The 19,518-nt window shown below is 72.9% G+C and carries 10 protein-coding genes and 3 pseudogenes; 12 read left to right on the forward strand and 1 reads right to left on the reverse strand.

Annotated features, from left to right (window positions below; genetic code table 11):
* Positions 1-86 precede the first annotated feature (86 nt).
* The 9 genes and pseudogenes from ACEXOX_RS18225 (at position 87) to ACEXOX_RS18265 (ending at position 13,800) form a co-directional block, all read left to right on the forward strand.
* Positions 87-1,424, forward strand: coding sequence for an ABC transporter substrate-binding protein (locus tag ACEXOX_RS18225; protein ID WP_406521871.1), 1,338 nt, complete (start codon positions 87-89; stop codon positions 1,422-1,424).
* A gap of 12 nt (positions 1,425-1,436) precedes the next feature.
* Positions 1,437-2,428, forward strand: a pseudogene (locus tag ACEXOX_RS18230) (carbohydrate ABC transporter permease).
* 116 nt (positions 2,429-2,544) lie between these two features.
* Positions 2,545-3,342 (forward strand): carbohydrate ABC transporter permease, encoded by a 798-nt coding sequence (locus ACEXOX_RS18235; RefSeq protein ID WP_406521873.1) that lies wholly within the window; start codon positions 2,545-2,547, stop codon positions 3,340-3,342.
* Positions 3,343-3,399: 57 nt separating this feature from the next.
* On the forward strand, positions 3,400-4,641 hold the full coding sequence (locus ACEXOX_RS18240) for a 6-phospho-beta-glucosidase (RefSeq protein WP_406521874.1): 1,242 nt from the start codon (positions 3,400-3,402) through the stop codon (positions 4,639-4,641).
* Positions 4,642-4,756: 115 nt separating this feature from the next.
* The gene (locus ACEXOX_RS18245; protein ID WP_406526385.1) at positions 4,757-5,722 is read left to right on the forward strand and encodes an N-acetylglucosamine kinase; all 966 of its coding nucleotides are present in this window, start codon (positions 4,757-4,759) and stop codon (positions 5,720-5,722) included.
* A gap of 454 nt (positions 5,723-6,176) precedes the next feature.
* Positions 6,177-7,683: pseudogene (locus ACEXOX_RS18250) on the forward strand (hypothetical protein).
* Positions 7,684-7,703: 20 nt separating this feature from the next.
* Positions 7,704-8,693, forward strand: a complete 990-nt coding sequence (locus ACEXOX_RS18255; RefSeq protein ID WP_406521876.1) for a glutamate ABC transporter substrate-binding protein — start codon at positions 7,704-7,706, stop codon at positions 8,691-8,693.
* A 725-nt stretch (positions 8,694-9,418) separates the two neighbouring features.
* A complete protein-coding gene (locus ACEXOX_RS18260) occupies positions 9,419-10,768 on the forward strand; it encodes a hypothetical protein (RefSeq protein ID WP_406521878.1) in 1,350 nt (449 codons plus the stop codon).
* A complete protein-coding gene (locus tag ACEXOX_RS18265; protein ID WP_406521879.1) occupies positions 10,765-13,800 on the forward strand; it encodes a tetratricopeptide repeat protein in 3,036 nt (1,011 codons plus the stop codon). Before ACEXOX_RS18260 ends, ACEXOX_RS18265 begins: the two co-directional genes overlap by 4 nt.
* A gap of 63 nt (positions 13,801-13,863) precedes the next feature.
* Here ACEXOX_RS18265 and ACEXOX_RS18270 read toward each other — a convergent pair whose 3' ends face one another.
* Positions 13,864-14,226 carry a hypothetical protein gene (locus tag ACEXOX_RS18270; protein WP_406521881.1) on the reverse strand — a complete coding sequence of 121 codons (363 nt, stop codon included), beginning with the start codon at positions 14,224-14,226 and terminating at the stop codon, positions 13,864-13,866.
* Between the two features lie 678 nt (positions 14,227-14,904).
* Here ACEXOX_RS18270 and ACEXOX_RS18275 point away from each other — a divergent pair.
* From ACEXOX_RS18275 to ACEXOX_RS18285, 3 genes and pseudogenes are all read left to right on the forward strand, one after another.
* Complete coding sequence (locus ACEXOX_RS18275; protein WP_406521882.1) at positions 14,905-15,795, forward strand: PP2C family protein-serine/threonine phosphatase; 891 nt, start codon at positions 14,905-14,907, stop codon at positions 15,793-15,795.
* A 269-nt stretch (positions 15,796-16,064) separates the two neighbouring features.
* Positions 16,065-17,490: pseudogene (locus tag ACEXOX_RS18280) on the forward strand (vWA domain-containing protein).
* Between the two features lie 699 nt (positions 17,491-18,189).
* Positions 18,190-19,485, forward strand: coding sequence for an FHA domain-containing protein (locus tag ACEXOX_RS18285; RefSeq protein WP_406521884.1), 1,296 nt, complete (start codon positions 18,190-18,192; stop codon positions 19,483-19,485).
* Positions 19,486-19,518: the final 33 nt, after the last annotated feature.

Below are 19,518 nucleotides of genomic sequence, written 5' to 3' on the forward strand. Positions count from 1 at the left end.
GCCGCCGCCCCCACCGGGGAAAGCCCCGCGCATCTCAGCATGCGCAGCACCTTCTGTCATCACCCCTGCCGTAAAGGAAGTCCGCCATGCGTCCGCGTATGCGCATCTGCCTGTCGGCGGCGCTCGCCGGAGCCGGTCTGATTCTTTCGGGCTGTGCCAATCCGAGCGTCGGCAGCGATCGCGACGATCCCACCCGGCCCGTCACGCTGAAGTTCTGGCACGGCTGGTCCAACACCGCCGAGGTGAAGGCGATCGACGACAGTATCGCCCGGTTCGAGAAGCTGCATCCGAACATCACGGTGAAAACGGTCGACAACGTCAGCGACGCGACCGTGAACCAGGCGCTGCGCGCCGGCGGGGACGACGCTCCGGACGTGGTGTCGTCGTTCACCACCAACAACGTGGGGCAGTACTGCTCGTCCGGTATGTGGGTGAACCTCGACCCGTTCATGAAGAAGACGGGTGTGGAGAAGGCGAAGGTCTTTCCCAAGACGTTCCTGGACTACACGCAATATCAGGGCAATCAGTGTGCCCTGCCGCTGCTCGCGGACTCGTACGGGCTGTACTACAACAAGGACGCGTTCAAGGAAGCCGGTATCGAGCGGCCGCCGCGCACCATGTCCGAGTTCAAGCGGGACGCGGCCAAGCTCACCAAGCGGAAGCCGAACGGGGCGCTGGAGCGGGTCGGATTCGTCCCCAACTTCCGGCTCTACCAGAACAGTCCGGACCGGCTGTTCGCGCAGTGGGGGCCGACCTATTTCGACAGCAAGGGCAAGGCGCGGCTCTCGGAGGACCCGCGCAGCAAGCAGTTCTTCGCCACGCAGCGGGAGTTGATCGACGCGCAGGGCGGTTATGCCGCGCTGGAGAAGTTCCGTACGACGTTCGGTGACGAGATGTCGTCGCAGAGTTCCTTCATGACACAGAAGGCGGCCATGCATCTGGACGGCGAATGGCGCGGTCTGATGCTCAAGGAGGGGAAGGCGAAGTTCGGCTGGGGAACGGCGCCGCTGCCGGTGCCGGACGACCAGGCGGACACGTACGGCCGGGGCTTTCTGACCGGCACGGTCGCGGGTATCGCGCACAGCAGCAAGCACCAGAACGCGGCGTGGGAGCTGGTGAAGTTCCTGACGATGGACACGGGCCAGGTGGTGCGGTTCGCCAACGCCATCCACAATGTGCCGTCGACCAAGGCCGCGCTCACGTCGCCCAAGCTGGACGCCGATCCGGCGTTCCGCACATTCATCGACATCGCACAGAATCCGCACAGTACGGCGCTGCCGCCGTCCGTCAACGGCGGCCAGTACGTGGTGTCGCTGCAGGACTTCTCGTACGACGTCGAGGCCGGGAAAGTGCCCGACCTGGACAAGGGCCTGCGTGAGCTCGACGCCCAGATAGACACCGACAATCTCCAGTCCGTGAACTGACGGAGCCCTGCCATGTCACTCGTCGAATCCCCTGAGCGCTCGGCGGCCACCGCCGCGCCGCTCCCAAAGGCCCCCGAACTGCGCCGCAAGCACACCCGGCAGCGGCTGCGTACGCTCGGCTTTCTCTCCCCTGGCTGGTCGGTTTCAGCGTCTTCTTCGGCTATCCGCTCATCGCCACGGTCTATTTCTCGTTCATGCATTACAACCAGATCCAGCAGCCTTCGTTCGTCGGGCTGCGGAACTGGAAGTACGTCCTCACCCAGATGCCGCTCTTCGGCCCGGCGCTGTGGAACACGCTGTGGCTGGTCGTGGTGATGGTCGCGCTGCGCGTGGTCTTCGGCCTCGGGATCGGGCTGCTCGTCACGAAGATCAAGTCGGGGGTCGGTTTCTTCCGTACCGCCTTCTACCTGCCGTATCTCGCCCCGCCGGTCGCGGCGACGGTCGCCTTCGTCTTCCTGCTGAATCCCGGTACCGGGCCGGTCAACGGGCTGCTGGAGGCCATCGGCATCCCGGCGCCCGGCTGGTTCAACGACGCGACCTGGGCGAAGCCGTCGCTGGTCCTGCTCTCCCTGTGGGGCATCGGCGACCTGATGGTGATCTTCATGGCGGCGCTGCTGGACGTGCCGAAGGAGCAGTACGAGGCGGCCGAGCTGGACGGCGCCGGCGCCTGGGCCAAGTTCCGGTACGTGACCTGGCCGTCCATCACGCCGATCGTGATGTTCGCGGTGGTCACCGGCGTCGTGCAGACCATGCAGTACTACACACAGGCGCTGGTCGCGGGGAAGCTGGCCTCCGGCGTGAACATCGGCCCCGGCTCGGTCATCCAGCCCGGCTACCCGGAGCACTCCACCCTCACCGTGCCGCAGCTCGTGTACTCGCTCGGCTTCCAGAACTTCAACACGGGCGCCGCGTGCGTGCTCTCGCTCGTGCTCTTCGTGATCGCCATGGCCGTCACCACCCTGCTGATGCGCAAGCGCGCCGGCCTGCTCCCGGCGGAGGACTGAACCGACATGACCACGACGACCCTGAGGGCGGGCGGCGCGCCGCCCGTACCGGCTCCACCGACCGGGGGCCCGCCGCGGCCCGCGCCCGCCGCAAGCGGCTGCTGCACTGGATCGCCGTGCACGCCGTCGCGATCGCCACCGCGCTGTTCTTCGTCCTGCCGTTCGTGTTCGTCTTCCTGACCTCCGTCATGAGCGACGACCAGGCGATGAGCGGCGAACTGTGGCCGCACGAGTGGAACTGGTCCAACTACGCGACGGTCTTCAGCACGCCGGGTTTCCTGGACTGGTGGAAGAATTCGCTGATGTACGCGGGCCTGGGCACGCTGTTCACGGTCTGCTCGGCGATTCCGGTGGCCTACGCGCTCGCCAAGTTCCGTTTCCGCGGGCGGCGTACGGCGATGGTCCTGGTGATCTCGACGATGATGCTGCCGCCGCAGGTCATCGTGATCCCGATGTATCTGGTGTGGGCGCAGCAGCTGCATCTGTCCGGTTCGCTGTGGCCGCTGCTGATCCCGATGGCGTTCGGTGACGCGTACTCCATCTTCCTGCTGCGGCAGTTCCTGCTGACGATTCCGCAGGAGTATCTGGAGTCGGCGAAGGTGGACGGCTGCGGCGAGGTCCGTACCCTGCTGCGCATCGTCGTGCCGATGGCGAAGCCGGGGATCGCGGCCGTCGCGCTGTTCCAGTTCTTCTACTGCTGGAACGACTATTTCGGACCGCAGATCTACGCCGCACAGAATCCCGCCGCCTGGACGTTGAGTTACGGACTCGAATCGTTCAAGAGCGCGCACAGCGTCAACTGGAACCTGACCATGGCCGCGACCCTGCTCGTCATGGCTCCCGTCATCATCGTCTTCTTCTTCGCCCAGAAGGCTTTTGTCGAAGGCGTCACGCTCACCGGAGTGAAGGGCTGATCGATTCATGCTGTCGTCCCCCGGGGAACGCCCCCGCACCCCCATCTCAAGATCGCTGTGGTCGGTGGAGGATCGACCTACACCCCCGAACTCATCGACGGGTTCGCCCGGCTGCGGGACGCGCTGCCGCTGGCGGAACTGGTCCTGATCGACCCGGCCGCCGACCGGCTGGACCTGGTCGGCGGCCTGGCCCGGCGGATCTTCGCCCGGCAGGGACACCCGGGCCGGATCTCGTGGACGTCCGACGTCGACGCCGGTGTGGACGGCGCCGACGCGGTCCTCCTCCAGCTGCGCGTGGGCGGGCAGGCCGCCCGCAACCAGGACGAGACCTGGCCGCTGGAGTGCGGCTGCGTCGGTCAGGAGACCACCGGCGCGGGCGGCCTGGCCAAGGCGCTGCGTACCGTCCCGGTCGTCCTGGACATCGCGGAGCGCATCCGCCGCCGGAATCCCGACGCGTGGATCGTGGACTTCACCAACCCCGTCGGCATCGTCACCCGGGCCCTGCTGGCGCACGGCCACAAGGCCGTCGGCCTGTGCAACGTGGCCATCGGCTTCCAGAGGAAGTTCGCGCGGCTGCTCGGCATCGCGCCGGAGCGGGTCGAGCTGGAGCACGTCGGGCTGAACCACCTGACGTGGGAACGGTCCGTAAGGGTGGACGGCGAGGACGTGCTGCCCCGGCTGATCGCCGAGCACGGCGCGGCCATCGCCGAGGACCTGCACATGCCGCGTTCCCTCGTGGAACGGCTCGACGTCGTACCGTCGTACTACCTGCGTTACTACTACCAGCACGACGAGGTCGTGGAGGAACTGCGCAGCAAGCCGTCGCGCGCGGCGGAGGTCGCGGCCATCGAGAAGCAGCTGCTGGACATGTACGGCGACCCGTCGCTGGACGAGAAGCCGGAACTCCTGGGCGAGCGCGGCGGCGCGTTCTACTCGGAGGCGGCCGTGGCACTGACCTCCGCACTGCTCGGTGACACCGGGAACGTGCAGATCGTCAACACGTTCAACAACGGCACGCTGCCGTTCCTGCCCGACGACGCGGTGATCGAGGTACCGGCGACGGTGGACGCGTCCGGGGCGAAGCCGCTGCCCGTACGGCCGCTGGAGCCGCTGTACTCGGGGCTGGTCGCCAACGTCACGGCGTACGAGCACCTCGCGCTGGAAGCGGCCCTCAAGGGCGGCCGGGACCGGGTCTTCGAGGCGCTGCTCGCCCATCCGCTCATCGGCCAGATCGCGTACGCGGACCGGCTGACCGACGAACTGATCGCGCACAACCGGGAGCACCTCACGTGGCTCTGAGCGAAGCCGAGGGGGCGGGGCGGCGACCGGGGAGGCGCGCACATCGTCGTCCGCCGGTCCGGGCGCCGACACTCCGGCGTATGCTGCCGACGCTCCGGCGCGCGCCGCCGACGGCCTGGCGCTCGCCGTAGACGCGGGCAACAGCAAGACCGACGTGGCGCTGGTCGGCGCGGACGGCACGGTGCTCGCGACGGCCCGCGGCGGCGGCTTCCAGCCGCCCGTGGTCGGCGTGGCGCGGGCCGTCGGCGACCTGGCCGTACTGGTCGACGCGGTACGGGAACGGGCCGGCGTGACCGGCCCGGTGGGCCAGGTGTCGGCCTACCTGGCCAACGCCGACCTCCCCGCCGAGGAGACCGAACTGGCCGCGGAGATCAGCTCGTACGGCTGGGCCCGTACGGTCACGGTCGGCAACGACACCTTCGCGCTGCTGCGCGCCGGGCTCCCGGACCACGTCGAACCGGTCGGCGTCGCCGTGGTGTGCGGCGCCGGCATCAACTGCGCCGGGCTGGGGCACGGCGGCCGCACCGCGCGGTTCCCGTCCATCGGGCGGATCTCCGGCGACTGGGGCGGCGGCGGCCACCTGGCCGAAGAGGCCCTGTGGTGGGCCGCGCGCGCCGACGACGGACGCGGCGAACCGAGCGCGCTCGCCCGCGAGGTGCCCGCCTACTTCGGGCTGGCCACCATGCCGGAGCTGATCGAGGCCCTGCATCTGGGCCGCATCCCGCGGGAGCGCCGGTACGGGCTGACGCCGCTGCTGTTCGCGGTGGCGGCGTCCGGCGACGCGGTCGCGCGGGCCCTGGTGACGCGGCAGGCGGAGGAGATCGCGCTGCTGGCGTCGGTCGCGCTGGACCGGCTGGGCCTGCTGGACGAGCGGACGCCGGTGATCCTGGGCGGCGGCGTCCTGGCCGCCCGGCACCCGCTCCTGCACGACCAGGTGACCCGCCTGCTGGCGGAACGCGCCCCGAAGGCGGAACCCCGCGTGGTGACGGCACCCCCGGTGCTGGGGGCCGCGTTGCACGCGCTGGATCGGGCGGGGGCGGGGGCAGGGGCGTATGAGCGGGTGCGGGGGGAGTTCGGCTGATCGGCTGAGGGGGGTGTTGCCGGGGGCGGCTGAGGGTGCGATTCCGGGGCGAGGGGGCGCGCTGCTGCCCGGTCGTAGGCGGGGGCCGTAGGCGGGGGGCTGTAGGCGGGAGGCCGTGCGCGGGAGGCCGTGCGCGGGGAGGTCGTACGCCTGCATCTCGTACAGCGAAGGCTCGTACAGCGAAAGCTCGTACAGTGAGGCTTGTACGCCGAAAAGCCGTACATGCGTGCCCATTTCGGGAACCGCGTTCGGTGGGTCGCGCGTCCTGTGAGGGCGGGGGCCGGGGAAACGCCCACCGGACGGGAGGATTCGGCGGGGCCTGTTCCGCACATGATCCAGGCAATAACGGTGTGGTTGTCAGTCCCTGCGGCCATACTGACTGCTGGCCGTGCATCTGTTCCCGTGCGCCCGTCGCGCGGGGCCGGGGCCGCCGTCCGCGACCAGGGGAGGTTCCGTGTCCAACCCGCAGACCGGCACTGCGCCGCCGTCGCCGTCCGGCCGCGCCGCCGGTCCCGCCGCCTCCTCCGCGGGTGCGGGCTCCGCCGTGAGCAGTACGGGCTCCGCCGCCGGTACGGGCCTCGGCGGCGCGCTCCTGGGCAGCACCGATCCCGCCCAGGGCGCCCGTCGGCGTACCGCCTGGGCCGACGGGGTGGACCAGCTGCGGGCCACGGCCACGACCGAGCCCGGACGGCTGCGGATCATCGGTGCCGTACTGGCCTTCCTGGTCCTCGCGTTCGGTGCCGCCACGGCCTGGCAGGTCGCCGACCGGTCCGCCGCCGCGCGCGACGTCGTGGCGCGCAGCCAGCCGCTGACCGCGGACGCCGCGGACATCTACCGTTCGCTCGCCGACGCCGACACCACCGCCGCCGCCGGCTTCCTGGCCGGCGGCAAGGAGACCCAGACCACCCGCGACCGGTACGAGAACGACATCGCCACGGCCGCCCGGCTGCTGGCCAAGGCCTCGTCCAACACCAGCGGTTCGGACGCCGCGGCCCGCCAGATAGGCAAGCTCAACAGCCTCCTCCCCGGTACACGGGCCTGATCGAGACGGCCCGTACCAACAACCGGCAGGGCCTCCCCTCGGCGGCGCCTACCTGCGCTACGCCAACGCGCAGATGCGCGACGAACTCCTCCCGGCGGCACGCGGGTTGTACACGACCGAGACGGCCCGCCTCGGCGAGGACTACGACGCCGCGAAGGCGTGGCCATGGCTCGCGCTCACCGTCGGGGTGCTGGCGCTCGGCGCCCTCACCTGGGCACAGCGCCGCAACTACCGCCGGACGAACCGCGTGTTCAACCGCGGCCTGCTGGCCGCCACGACCGCCTCGGCCGTCGTGCTGCTGTGGCTGGTGGCCGGGCACTCCGTGGCCCGCTCGGGCCTGAACACGTCCTACGAGAGCGGGGCCAGGTCGCTGAAGGTCCTCAACGAGGCCCGCATCGACGCCCTCCAGGCCCGCGGCGACGAGAACCTCACCCTGGTCGCGCGCGGCGCCGTGGTGACCAAGGACCAGCAGGACTTCTACGAGGTCGGCTACCGCACCGGCATGCGGGACCTCGCGGGCCCCGGCCGGTCCGGGGCCGCCGCGGCGGACAGCAGACTGGGCACGGCCCTGACGCTCGCGGACGACGACACGGGCCGGCGCCCCGTCCGGGAGGCGGTCGAGACCGTACGGCAGTGGCAGGCGCGGCACGCCGAGGCCCGCGCCGCGGACGACCAGGGGGACTACGACCGGGCGCTGGCCAAGGTGATCGGCGGCGAGACGGCGACCGGCCAGTCCTTCGACAGGGTGGACAGCCGGCTGGCCCAGGCCCTGGCCCATGAGCAGCAGGAGTTCCGACGGGCCGCGGACGGCGGGCGCGGAGCGCTGGACGGGCTGGTGGCCGGCGCCGTGGTGCTGGCCGTCCTGGGGGCGACGGGCGCGGTGCTGGGCATCGGGCGCAGGCTTTCGGAGTACCGGTGATGAGGCCTGGTGATGGCGACATGACGAAGCACGCGAGAGGTCTGCGCAATCTGCGGGCCGCGCTGGCCCCGGTGGCGGCGGGCGTGTGCGTGATGGCGGCGGCGGCCGCCGTCCTCGTCCCGGTGCTCGGGAATGACGCCCCGGCGCCCCGCCCCCTCCCGCACGGGACGAGCACCGCGCGCGCCGACGCCACGGCCGCGGACTGCACCCCCGGCAACGCCGCCGCGAGCCTGCGGCCCTCCCCGGACGACGGCCCGGCGGTGGACCGGATCAAGGCCCGGGGGCGGCTGATCGTCGGCGTCGACCAGAACACCTACCGCTGGGGTTACCGCAACCCGGCCACCGGTGACCTGGAGGGCTTTGACATCGACCTGGTGCGGGCGATCGCCGAGGACATCCTCGGCGCCGACCCGAAGATCACGTTCCGGGCGATCCCCACCAACCAGCGCATCCCCGCCCTCCAGGAGCGCACCGTCGACCTGGTCGTACGGACCATGACCATCAACTGCGCCCGCAAACGACAGGTCGCCTTCTCCACCGCGTACTTCCAGGGCGGACAGCAGGTCCTCGCGCCCAAGAACTCCTCGATCACCGCCTTCGACGACTCACTGAAGGGCAAACGGGTCTGTACGGCGGCCGGTTCCACGGGCGAGGCCCGGCTGGCCGAGGAGCGGCACGGTGCCCGCGTCGTGACCGTACCGAACCAGCTGGACTGCCTGGTGCGCCTGCAACTCGGCGAGGCCGACGCGGTGGTGACCGACAACGCGCTGGCCGCGGCGCAGGCCGCGCAGGACCCGACCGTGCAGCTGAAGGGCAAACCGTTCACCGACGAGCCGTACGGGGTCGCGGTCAACCGCGCCGACGCCGACCTGGTGCGGCGGGTCAACAAGGTGCTGGAGGACTACCGCGACGGCGGCAGCGGGAGCCGGTGGATGGCCGCCTACAAGAAGTGGCTGCAGGCGGACCTGCCCGGGATAACGAAGGCGCCCGAGCCCCAGTACAGCGACTGATCCGTGCGGGGGCGGGCGCCGCGGGGCGCGTTGAGGGACACATCGGGGGCGCGGGCCGGGGGCGTGAGCCTGGGCCGGGCGGTCCGGGGGCGGATGGTTCTGGGCCGGGTGGTTCTGGGCCGGGTGGTTCTGGGCCGGGTGGTCCTGGGGTGGGTGGTCCGGGGGTGGGTGGTCCGGGGGCGGAAGGTCCTGGGCGGGCGGCCCGGCAGTGGCGGGCGGCCCTGGACCTGGCGGCCCGGCAGTGGCGGGTGGTCCGGCACTGCCGTCGAACGGCACGGTGTGGGTGCCCTGGCCGGCGCGGGTGGACGACCGGGCCGGGGCGGGTGGACGACCGGGCCGGGGCGGGCGCTTCGGGGCCGGGCGGCGGCACGTGGCGGGCCGGTGCCGCGCCACGGACCGGCGTTTGCCCGCCGGTCGCGTCACCATGGAAGGAGCACCGCGGACGCGGAGCCTCGCGAACCGGAGGAGGAGACAGCAGGGGAGACAGCAGGGGAGGCAGCAGGGGCGGAGCGGGCGGATCCGGCGGAAGGCGTCGGCGAGAGAGCGGCCGCGACGCCTCGGGGTGCCGTCGTCCAAGAGCACCCGCTCCGTACCGCCGTACGCGGCCGCCGCACCGGATGCGCGCACCACAACCGCCGCACCGGCCGCACCGGCCGCACGCACCGCAACCGTCGCGACGACCGTCACGGCCGCCGCGCACCGCACGCACTGTGGAGAGGTGATCGATGGGGGCCCCTGGACCCTTCCCCGGCTCCCCGGGGAAGTCCCAAGATCCGGTGATGAGCCGGGAGGAGGTGGACCGCGCCCTGGGCCGGCTCGCTGCCGAGTACGAGGCGATCGAGACCTCGCTGCTCGCCCTCCAGGACCACGCGGGCCGCAGGCTCCTGGAGGGCGCCGAACTCACCGGCCTCACCAAGGAGCGCTGGGCCGCCACCGAACAGTCCATCACCGTCCTGTGGGCGCACTTCGACGCGTACACCAGGGCGCTCACCGCCGCCCGTGAGCTGCGCGCCCGGCGCCGCTGGCCGTCCCCCGACGACCTCGCCGAACTGACCGAGCTGCTGCGCGGCACCCGCGTCACCGTCTCCGGCGCGGCCGCCGGCGGCGGCTCACCGCAGGCCGGCGGCGGCCCGACCCGGCTGAGCGAGCAGTTCAGCCTGGAGGAACTGGTCGAGCGGATGAACGGCATGTACGCGGCCGCGCTGGACGTGATCGTCTCCGCCGATGCCGTATGGTCCGCGCTGCCCGCCCGGATAGACCTGCTCGCCGCCGAGCTGCGCCGCACCCTGTCCCTGGCGCGATCCGTCGGCGTACGCCCCGGGGAGCACCCGGCCGGCGACGACCTGGAGCGCATCACGTACGAACTGACGCACCTGCGCGCCCAGGTGGTGTCCGACCCGCTGGCCTACTGGGTCCCGGACGCCGACCGCAGCGCCGCGCCCGGCGGCGGCCGCCCGGACACCGTCCGCTACGACCGCGCGGCGCTCGCCCTGGAGGACGTCCGGCGGGAGATCGAAGCGGTCCTGGACGTACGGCAGGACGCCGAGCGCCGGCTGATGCGGCTGCGCGACGTGCTCTCCCGCGCGGACCGGACGCTCACCGAGGCGCGGCAGGCCCGCGGCGAGGTGCTCGCGAAGATCGCCGCGTCCGAGGTGCCCGCCGTCAGCGGCCCGTCCACGGCGCTGCACGAGCAGCTGTCCACCGCCGCCGAGTACCGCCGGCACGCCCAGTGGCACCGCCTCTCCCCGCTGCTCGACAGCCTCGAACAGCGCGCCGAGGACGAACTGCACCGCGCCCGCGAATCATTGACGGCGGTCACCGCCCCACTGGCCGTACGGGCCGAACTCCGCGGCCGCCTGGACGCGTACAAGGCGAAGGCCGCACGATACGGCCTGGCCGAGGACCCGCTGCTGATCGAGCGCTACGACGCAGCGCGACGGATGCTGTGGAGCGCGCCGTGCGACCTGCGGGTGGCCGAACAGGCGGTACTGCGCTATCAGCGGACGGTGGCCGAGACGCTCCGGCCACCAGGGCCGGACGACGGGCCGGCGGACGGACCACAGGGGGAAACATGACCGAGGAGCGGACCGGCGGCGACCCGTGCCAGCGCCGCGAGTGCCCGGGCACGTACGAGGACGTGGGCGGCGGCGAACGGTACTGCGACACCTGCGGCCTGGCGCCGGTCGTGTCACGGGAGGGAATGGTCGGCTCACCTCCGACGGGTGTCACGGCGGCGCGGCGGGGGGTGGCTGGTGTCGGAGGGGCTGAGGGGGCCGAGGAGGCGGGAAGGGCTGGGGGCTCTGGAGGCTCTGGAGGCTCGCTGAGCTTTGCCGGTTCTGTCGGTGTTGGCGGTTCAGGTGGTTCGGGTGGCTCGGGAGGTTCCGGTGGCTCCGGCGGCTCCGATGGCTCCGATGGCTCCGGCGGGGCCGGGGCGGCGGGGCACGGTTCCGTCTCCGTGCCGTCCGCCGGCGGGCGCAGGGCCGCTTCCGCCTCCGCCTCCGCCCGTTCCTCGACCTCCCGGCGCTCCGTCTCCGGTCGTCTCTCCCGCTCTCTGCCGGGTGCCTCGACGCGTTCGATGTCCGTGTCGGTACGCAGCGCCGGCCGCGGTTCCGGTACCGGATCCGGACCGTCCCGCGGGCGGCTGGGGGCCGGGCTGGTGGCGGTACCGGAAGTTCCGCGTCCGGATCCGCGTACGGCCGTCCTGGAGAACCCGGAGGTCCCCGAGCGGAAGCGGTTCTGCAGCCGCGGCGACTGCGGCGCCCCGGTGGGCCGGGCCCGCGGCGACCGCCCGGGCCGTACGGAAGGTTTCTGCACCAAGTGCGGCCACCCGTACAGCTTCGTGCCCAAGCTGCGCCCCGGCGACGTGGTGCACGGCAGCTACGAGGTCGTCGGCTGCCTGGCGCACGGCGGCCTGGGCTGGATCTATCTGGCGATCGACCGCGCGGTCTCCAACCGGTGGGTGGTGCTCAAGGGCCTGCTGGACACCGGCGACGAGGAAGCCCTCGCCGTGGCCGCGTCCGAACGCCGCTTCCTCGCCGAGATCGAGCACTCCAACATCGTGCGCATCTACAACTTCGTCGAGCACCTGGACCGTACGACCGGCAGCCTGGACGGCTACATCGTCATGGAGTACGTCGGCGGCAAGTCCCTCAAGGACATCGCCAACGAGCGGCGCACGGCGCACGGACGCCGCGACCCGCTGCCGGTCGAGCAGGCCTGCGCGTACGGCATCGAGGCCCTGGAGGCGCTCGGCCACCTGCACAGCCGCAACCTCCTGTACTGCGACTTCAAGGTGGACAACGCGATCCAGCAGAACGACCAGCTCAAACTGATCGACATGGGCGCGGTCCGCCGGATGGACGACGACGAGAGCGCGATCTACGGCACGATCGGCTACCAGGCACCCGAAGTCGCCGCCGCGGGCCCGTCCGTCGCCTCCGACCTCTACACCGTCGCCCGCACCCTCGCCGTCCTCACCTTCGACTTCCAGGGCTATACGAACGTCTTCGTGGACTCGCTGCCCGACCCCGACAACATCGAGGTCTTCCGTACGTACGAGTCCTTCTACCGTCTGCTGGTACGGGCGACCGACCCCGACCCGGCGCGGCGGTTCTCGTCGGCGGAGGAGATGGCCGAGCAGCTGACGGGGGTGCTGCGGGAGGTCATGGCGCTCCGGACGGGTGAACAGCGGCCCGCGCTCTCCACGCTGTTCGGGCCGGAGCTGCGCGTCGTGGACACGGATGTGGTGGCGCGTGCGGAGGGGGACACGTCGCTGCTGGGTGCGCGTGCGGTTCCCGCAGCGGGGCGGAAGGGGTGGGTGGGGCGGAAGGGGAAAGCGGTGGTCGGCCCGGCCACCGGAATCGGAGCGCCTGGGGGTGTCGGCGGAGGCGGTGGCGGGGCTCTCGGGGGTGCCGGCGGAGGCGGTGGCGGAGCGCTCAGGGGTGCCGGCGGAGGCGGGGCACCGGCCGGAAACGCCGCGCAGTCGGCGGCCCCTTCCCCAGCAGCCGTCCCCGCGCAGGTCGCCTACGAAGTCACGTCGGCCACCGGCCCGCAGACGATGAGCGGCGCCGCCGGAGCGGCGTCCGCGGCAGCCGGTGGCGTGCGCGGCGCGCCCGCTCTCCGTCCGCTCGACACCGGCCTCGCCGTACTCGCCCTGCCCGTACCGCGCGTCGATCCCGCCGACCCGAACGCGGGTTTCCTGGCCGGTCTGCTGGCCGCCGCCCCCGCCGAGCTGGTCAGCGCGCTGCGCGCGGCCCCCGCCGACACCATGGAAACCCGGCTGCGCAGGCTGCGGGCCCAGCTGGAGATGGGGGACGGCGCGGCGGCCCTGCGCGAACTGCGCGCCGTCGAGACGGAGCCCGACCGGGACTGGGACGAGGACTGGCGGGTGGTCTGGTATCGCGGCCTGGTGGCGCTGACGAACGACGACCACGAGACGGCGGCCCTGTCGTTCGACGCGATGTACGACGCCTTCCCCGGCGAACCGGCGCCGAAGCTGGCGCTCGCCGTCTGCGCCGAGGTGCTGGGACAGCTGGACAACGCGGCGGAGTACTACCGGCTGGTGTGGGCCACCGACCACAGTTACGTCAGCGCGGCGTTCGGGCTGGCCCGGGTACGGCTGGCGGCCGGCGACCGGGCCGGAGCCGTGGCCGCCCTGGAAGCCGTACCGGAATCCTCCATTCACTACACTGCGGCGCGCATCGCGGCCGTCCGGGCCCGGCTGCGGCAACGTCCCGCCCACGACGCACTCCTGGAGGATCTGCGGTCGGCGGCCGGGCAGGTCGAGCAGCTGGCGGACTCCGGGCTGGACGCGGAGCGCCGCGAACAACTGACGACCGAAGTGCTGGGCTGTGCCCTCGACTGGGTACTCTCCGGTAGCCGCGGTGCCGAGCGGCAGGGGCGTACATTGCCGTCCGGGGCCCCCGGGTCCGGCTCCGGCGGTGCCGCCGCCCGGCCCGGTCTGCTCGGCAGCGCACTGGACGAACGCGGCCTGCGATTCGGCCTGGAGCGGTCGTTCAGACTGCTCGCCCGGCTGGCGCAGCGCGGCGAGGAAAGGATCGAGCTGGTGGAACGGGCCAACCGCTTCCGCCCCAGGACGTGGGTGTGACATGGGTGTGACAGGGCCGTTCCGGTGTGCGAGCTGCAGCGAGCCGCTCGAACCGGGGGACAACTACTGCGGATTCTGCGGCGCCGACGTCGTGGCCCCCGCCGGGCCGGGCGCGGCCGGTGACCGCCCCACGGTCCCGCTGGGCGACACGGCCCATGCCGCGCCAGGATCGGGGGCCGCGCCGCCGGGATCCGTCGCGCTGCCCGCGTCGTTCTTGATGCCGGGGGCGGGAGGGGCGACGCCGTCCGCATCGTCTTCGCCGTCGCCATCGCCATCGCCGTCGCCGTCCGTCTCGTCGTCGCAACCGCCCGTCGCGCCACCGGCGGCCGCTTCGCCACCGGCGGCCGTCCCGTCGCCGGAAGCCGCCCCGTCGCCGACCGCTCCCGTAACGGCCCCGTCGTACGGCGGGCCGGCCGCACTCGGCACGGAAGCACGGCACGACAGCGGCCCCATGCACACGCCGGGCGCCGCGCACGCGAACGGCTCGGCGCAGGTCCCGCACGTGCCACACACCCCACACGCTCCCCACACCCCACACCCCTCGCACGCCCCACATCCCCCGCACGCTCCCCAGACCCCGCACGCCCCCGTACCGCCGCCGACCACGCCGGGCTACGCGCCGGGAGGGCAGCCGGTGCACGCACCGGTTGGCGTCGGCGTGCAGGCCCACGCGCAGGGCGACGCGCAGTCCCGGGCACCCCATGCGGAGGCGAGCGTTCCGCCGTCGGCCGGCGGTCCGTACGGGAGTGCCGCGCACCAGGCCGCCGCATCGCACGGCGGTGCCCCGGACCCCCGTGTCGCCGGTTACGACCTCGCCGCCGAGGCAGCGGACCGCTCCGCGGACGCGCGCGGCTCCGGCCCGGAACCCGACCCGGCCCCGACCGGCCCGACCACCCCCACCGGCCCGACCACCCCCACCGGCCCCACAGGCCCACAGGCGCCCAGCGGACCGGCTTCCCCACCAGCCCAAACCCCCACAGTCCCCACCACCCCCACGCCCCACAGCACCCCCACCACTCCCACCGCTCCTCCCCCGTCACCCCCTCCCCCGAGCACCAAACCCCCGCTCAAGGAACCGGTATCTGCGCGCTCTGCCACGCGGGGATGGTCACCGGCGACGGTTACTGCGAGAACTGCGGCCACGCCCAGCCGCGCGAACGCGATCACATGGAACGGGAACTGCCCGGTGTGGCGGCGGTCACCGACCGGGGCCACCGCCACCACCGCAACGAGGACTTCTTCGCGGTCGCCGAAGGAGCGCTGCCGGACGGCTCGCCCGCCGTACTCGCCATCGTCTGCGACGGCGTCTCCTCCGCCTCGCGCCCCGACGACGCGTCCGCCGCCGCGTCCGGGGTCGCGGCGCGGTCGCTGCTGGCCGCCCTGCCCGGCGGTACGCACCCGCAGCGGGCCATGCACGACGCGATCCTCGCCGCCGCCAAGTCCGTCAACGCCCTGGCCGCCGCGCCCAACCAGGCCCAGCAGCACGACCCGTACCGCCAGCAGAACGCTCCCGCCTGCACGTTCGTCGGCGCGGTGGTCGGCGGTGGGCTGCTCGTCATCGGCTGGGTCGGCGACAGCCGCGCGTACTGGGTCCCCGACGACCGCGGCGCACCCGCCGTCCGCCTGACCGAGGACGACTCCTGGGCGGCGCAGATGGTCGCCAACAACCTGATGTCCGAGGCGGAGGCGTACGCGGACGACCGGGCGCACGCCATCACGGGCTGGCTCGGCGCCGACGCGTACGAACTCGAACCGCACACCGCTTCCTTCAAACCCGACGGACCGGGTGTAGTGGTGGTGTGCACGGACGGACTGTGGAATTACGCCGAGGCCGCGGAGCAGTTGGCCGCGGTGCTGCCGGGCGACGCGCACGACCGGCCGCTGCACAGTGCGCGGACCCTGGTCGCCCACGCGCTCGCCGGCGGGGGCCACGACAACGTAACAGTGGCGGTGGTCCCGTTCCCGGCGCCGCGGGGACGGGCAGGATCGGCCTGAGCGTCCGCCGGGGGCGCGCCGCCCGCCCTCGTCGGCCACGGTGGCCGGGAGCCCTGATGCTCCCGGCCCCGCCCGGCTGACCCTGACCCGTACCAGCAGCCACACACCGCACCACCGGAACCATCGGCACCGCCCGGACCCGTACCCATCAGCAGGAGCACAGCGCCAACGGGGGGATGATCACGGGGACTTCCGCCCGCCCAGGTGTCTCTTCACCGCCGCGACGACTGCGCTGCGGAGCCTCGCGGCGGCACAAAGGAGCGGATCAGATGGCCAATTTCTCCAAGTCCGGCGTGCCGCGGTTCGCCGCCGAGGTCTACCAGAACGCGTACCTGCCCGAGGGCGGGCGCGAAGTGAACGCCATCGTCACCGTCACCGCCACCGGGGGCGGCACCAGCGGCGGGCTGCCGCTCTTCGCAGCCGGTACGGACCCCGCCGGAACCGGAACCAGAGCCGAAGCCAGGACCACGAGCGGCCCCGGGCCCGAACCCGGCCCCGGAACCGACCCCCGCAACCACAACGGCGTACGGCACGCAGCCGTCGTGATCATGGTGGACTGCTCCGGCTCGATGGACTACCCGCCCACCAAGCTGCGCAACGCGCGCGACGCCACGGCCGCCGCGATCGACACCGTACGGGACGGCACCGCCTTCGCCGTGGTGGCCGGTACGCACCAGGCCGCCGAGGTCTACCCGGGCGGCGGGCGGCTCGCCACCGCCGGACCGACGACCCGCGCGCAGGCCAAGGAGGCGCTGCGCAAGCTGAGCGCCGGCGGCGGCACCGCCATCGGCACCTGGCTGCGGCTGACCGACCGGCTGCTGGCCGACGCGGACGTCGCCGTCCGGCACGGCATCCTGCTCACCGACGGCCGCAACGAACACGAGTCGCCCCAGGAGCTGCGCGCCACCCTCGACGCCTGCGCCGGCCGCTTCACCTGCGACGCCCGCGGCGTCGGTACGGACTGGGAGGTCAAGGAGGTCACCGGCGTCGCCTCGGCGCTGCTCGGCACGGCCGACATCGTCGCCGACCCGGCCGGGCTGGCCGCCGACTTCACACGGATGATGGAGGCCGCGATGGGCAAGGAGGTGGCGGACGTCACCCTGCGGCTGTGGACCCCGCAGGGCGCGCAGGTCGCCTTCGTCAAACAGGTGGCACCGGCCGTCGAGGACCTGACCGGCCGCCGTACCGAATCCGGCCCGCGCACCGGCGACTATCCGACAGGTTCCTGGGGTGACGAGTCCCGCGACTACCACGTGTGTACGCGTCCGGGCCGCCGAGGTGGGCCAGGAGATGCTGGCCGCGCGGATCTCACTCGTCCTCCCCGAACCGGGCGGCGGCTCCCGGACCCTGGCACAGGGGCTCGTGCGCGCGATCTGGACGGACGATATGACCGCTTCGACCAGTATCAACCCCCAAGTCGCGCACTACACCGGACAGGCCGAACTGGCCCAGGTCATCCAGCAGGGGCTGGATGCCCGCAAGTCGGGCGATGCGGACGATGCCACGGCGAAGCTGGGCCGGGCCGTGCAACTGGCGAGCGCGTCCGGGAACGAGGACACTGCGAAACTGCTTGCGAAGGTGGTGGACGTCGTCGATGCGGCGACCGGTACTGTGCGACTGAAGGCGAAGGTCACAGAGGCGGACGAGATGACGCTCGAAACGCGCTCGACCAAGACAGTTCGCGTCAAGAAATAACAAACTAGACGTACTACCGAACACAATCGGTACGAGGGGGAAGATCCGACATGCCGACCTGCCCGAACGGCCATCAGTCGGTGGCCGAAGACTGGTGCGAGGTGTGCGGCCACCGGATGGCGGGCGCTGTTCCCCCGCCGCCCTCCCTGCCCGCGGGGTTCCTCAATACACCTCCGGCAGGCCAGCCGGCGCCGCCGCCCGCTCCGCAGGGCGGCCCGGCCCCCCAGAGCGGCCCCGGAGCCCCCGGCGACACCGGCACCTCCGGAGCCCCCGGCGCCTCCCAGGGTGGGCAGGCCTTCCCCGGCCAGCCCCAACCGCCTCAGCAGACCCCGTCACCTCAGCAGGCTTCTTCGCCTCAGCAGGCCCCTTCGCCGCAACAGGCTCCGCCGCCCCACCAGCCCCCGGCCCCCAGCCCCCGCTCCAGCAGACCCCGCCGCCGCCCGCACCGCAGGGACCGATGGGCCAGGGCCCCGGCCCGACCCCCGGCCCGCACGGCAGCCAGGGCGGCCAAGGCATGCAGAGCGGCCCCGGCAGTCAGGGCGGCTACGGCTTCCCGCCGCCGGCCCCGGGACCGAACACCCCCGCACCCCCTCCCCACCAGGGCTTCGGCCCCGGCCAGCAGCCCCAGCCGGCCGGCCGGCCGGAGCTGTGTCCCCAGTGCCGTACGCCGCGCGAGGCGATGGCTCCGTTCTGCGAGGAGTGCCGCTACAACTTCCTGACGCACTCGGCCACCTCGTACGCCCCGCCGCCCCCGGCCCGCAGGGCGGCCCGGGCTCCCAGGGCGGCTACGGCTTCCCGCCCCCGCAGCAGGGCCCACCCACCCCGCCGCAGCAGTACGAGTACCAGGGTTCCCGCCCGTCACAGATCAACCGCCCCGCCGAACCGCTCTCCCCGGACCAGTCGGGCCAGTTCGGCCAGCCCGACCAGCCCAACGCGTTCGGTCAGCCCGACCAACCCGGCCCCTTCGGCCGGCCCGACCAGGCCGGTCCCTTCGGCCAGCCCGACCAGCCGGGCCAGTTCGGCTCGCCCGAACAGCCCGGCCCGTTCGGCACCCCCGCACAGGCAGGCCAACCCGGCCCCACCGGACACCCCAACCCCGCGGGTCAATCCGGCACCACCGGCCACCCCAGCCCGGCACCCCCGCCCCGAGCGGCCGACGACGACTGGCCCCTGCCTCCGCCCAACTCCCAGCCCTCACCCCAGTCCCCGCCCCAGCCTCCGCCGCCCGCACAGCCGGGCCCGCAGGGCGGCCCGGACCACAGCCAGGGTGGCCAGGGCGGCCCGAGCAGTCAGGGCAGCCAGGGCGGCTACGGCTTCCCGCACCCGCACCAAGGCCCGCCCACCCCGCCCCAACAGCAGGGCCCGTACGAGCCTCAGCAGCCTCCCCAGCAACAGCCGCCGCAGGCCCCGTACGACCCGCAGCCTGCCCAACAGGCGCCGCCGCAGGCCCCGTTCGAGCCGCAGCAGCCCGGCCCCTTCGGCCGGCCGCAGCAGCAACCGGACGCACACCAGCAACCGCAGCCCGACCAGCAGTGGAACCAGCCCGCACCGGGTCCCGCCGCCCCGCCCGGACCGCCGCCGGTCGTCGGTGACGGCTGGGTCGTCGCGATCGCCCCGGACCGCGAGTACTTCATGGCGATGATGGGCCGCAGCGGCCCGGAGGCAGCCGGCCTGAACCTGCCCGCCTACTCCCCCGAGCAGCAGATCCCGCTCACCGGCACCCAGATCGCCATCGGCCGCCGCCGGCACAGCACGGGCGAGTCCCCGGACATCGACCTGGGCCGCCCACCGGAGGACCCGGGCGTCTCGCACCAGCACGCCCTCCTGGTCCAGCAGCCCGACAGCAGCTGGGCCGTGGTCGACCAGAACTCCACCAACGGCACCACCGTCAACCTCGCCGAAGACCCGATCCAGCCCTACGTCCCCACCCCTCTCCACGAGGGCGACCGCATCCACGTAGGCGCCTGGACCACCATCACCGTCCGCCGGGCCTGACACGGCAGTTCACGACAGGCGGGACCGGTAAGC

The sequence above is a fragment of the Streptomyces sp. Ac-502 genome (assembly GCF_045222935.1).
Classification (GTDB): Bacteria; Actinomycetota; Actinomycetes; order Streptomycetales; family Streptomycetaceae; genus Streptomyces; species Streptomyces monomycini.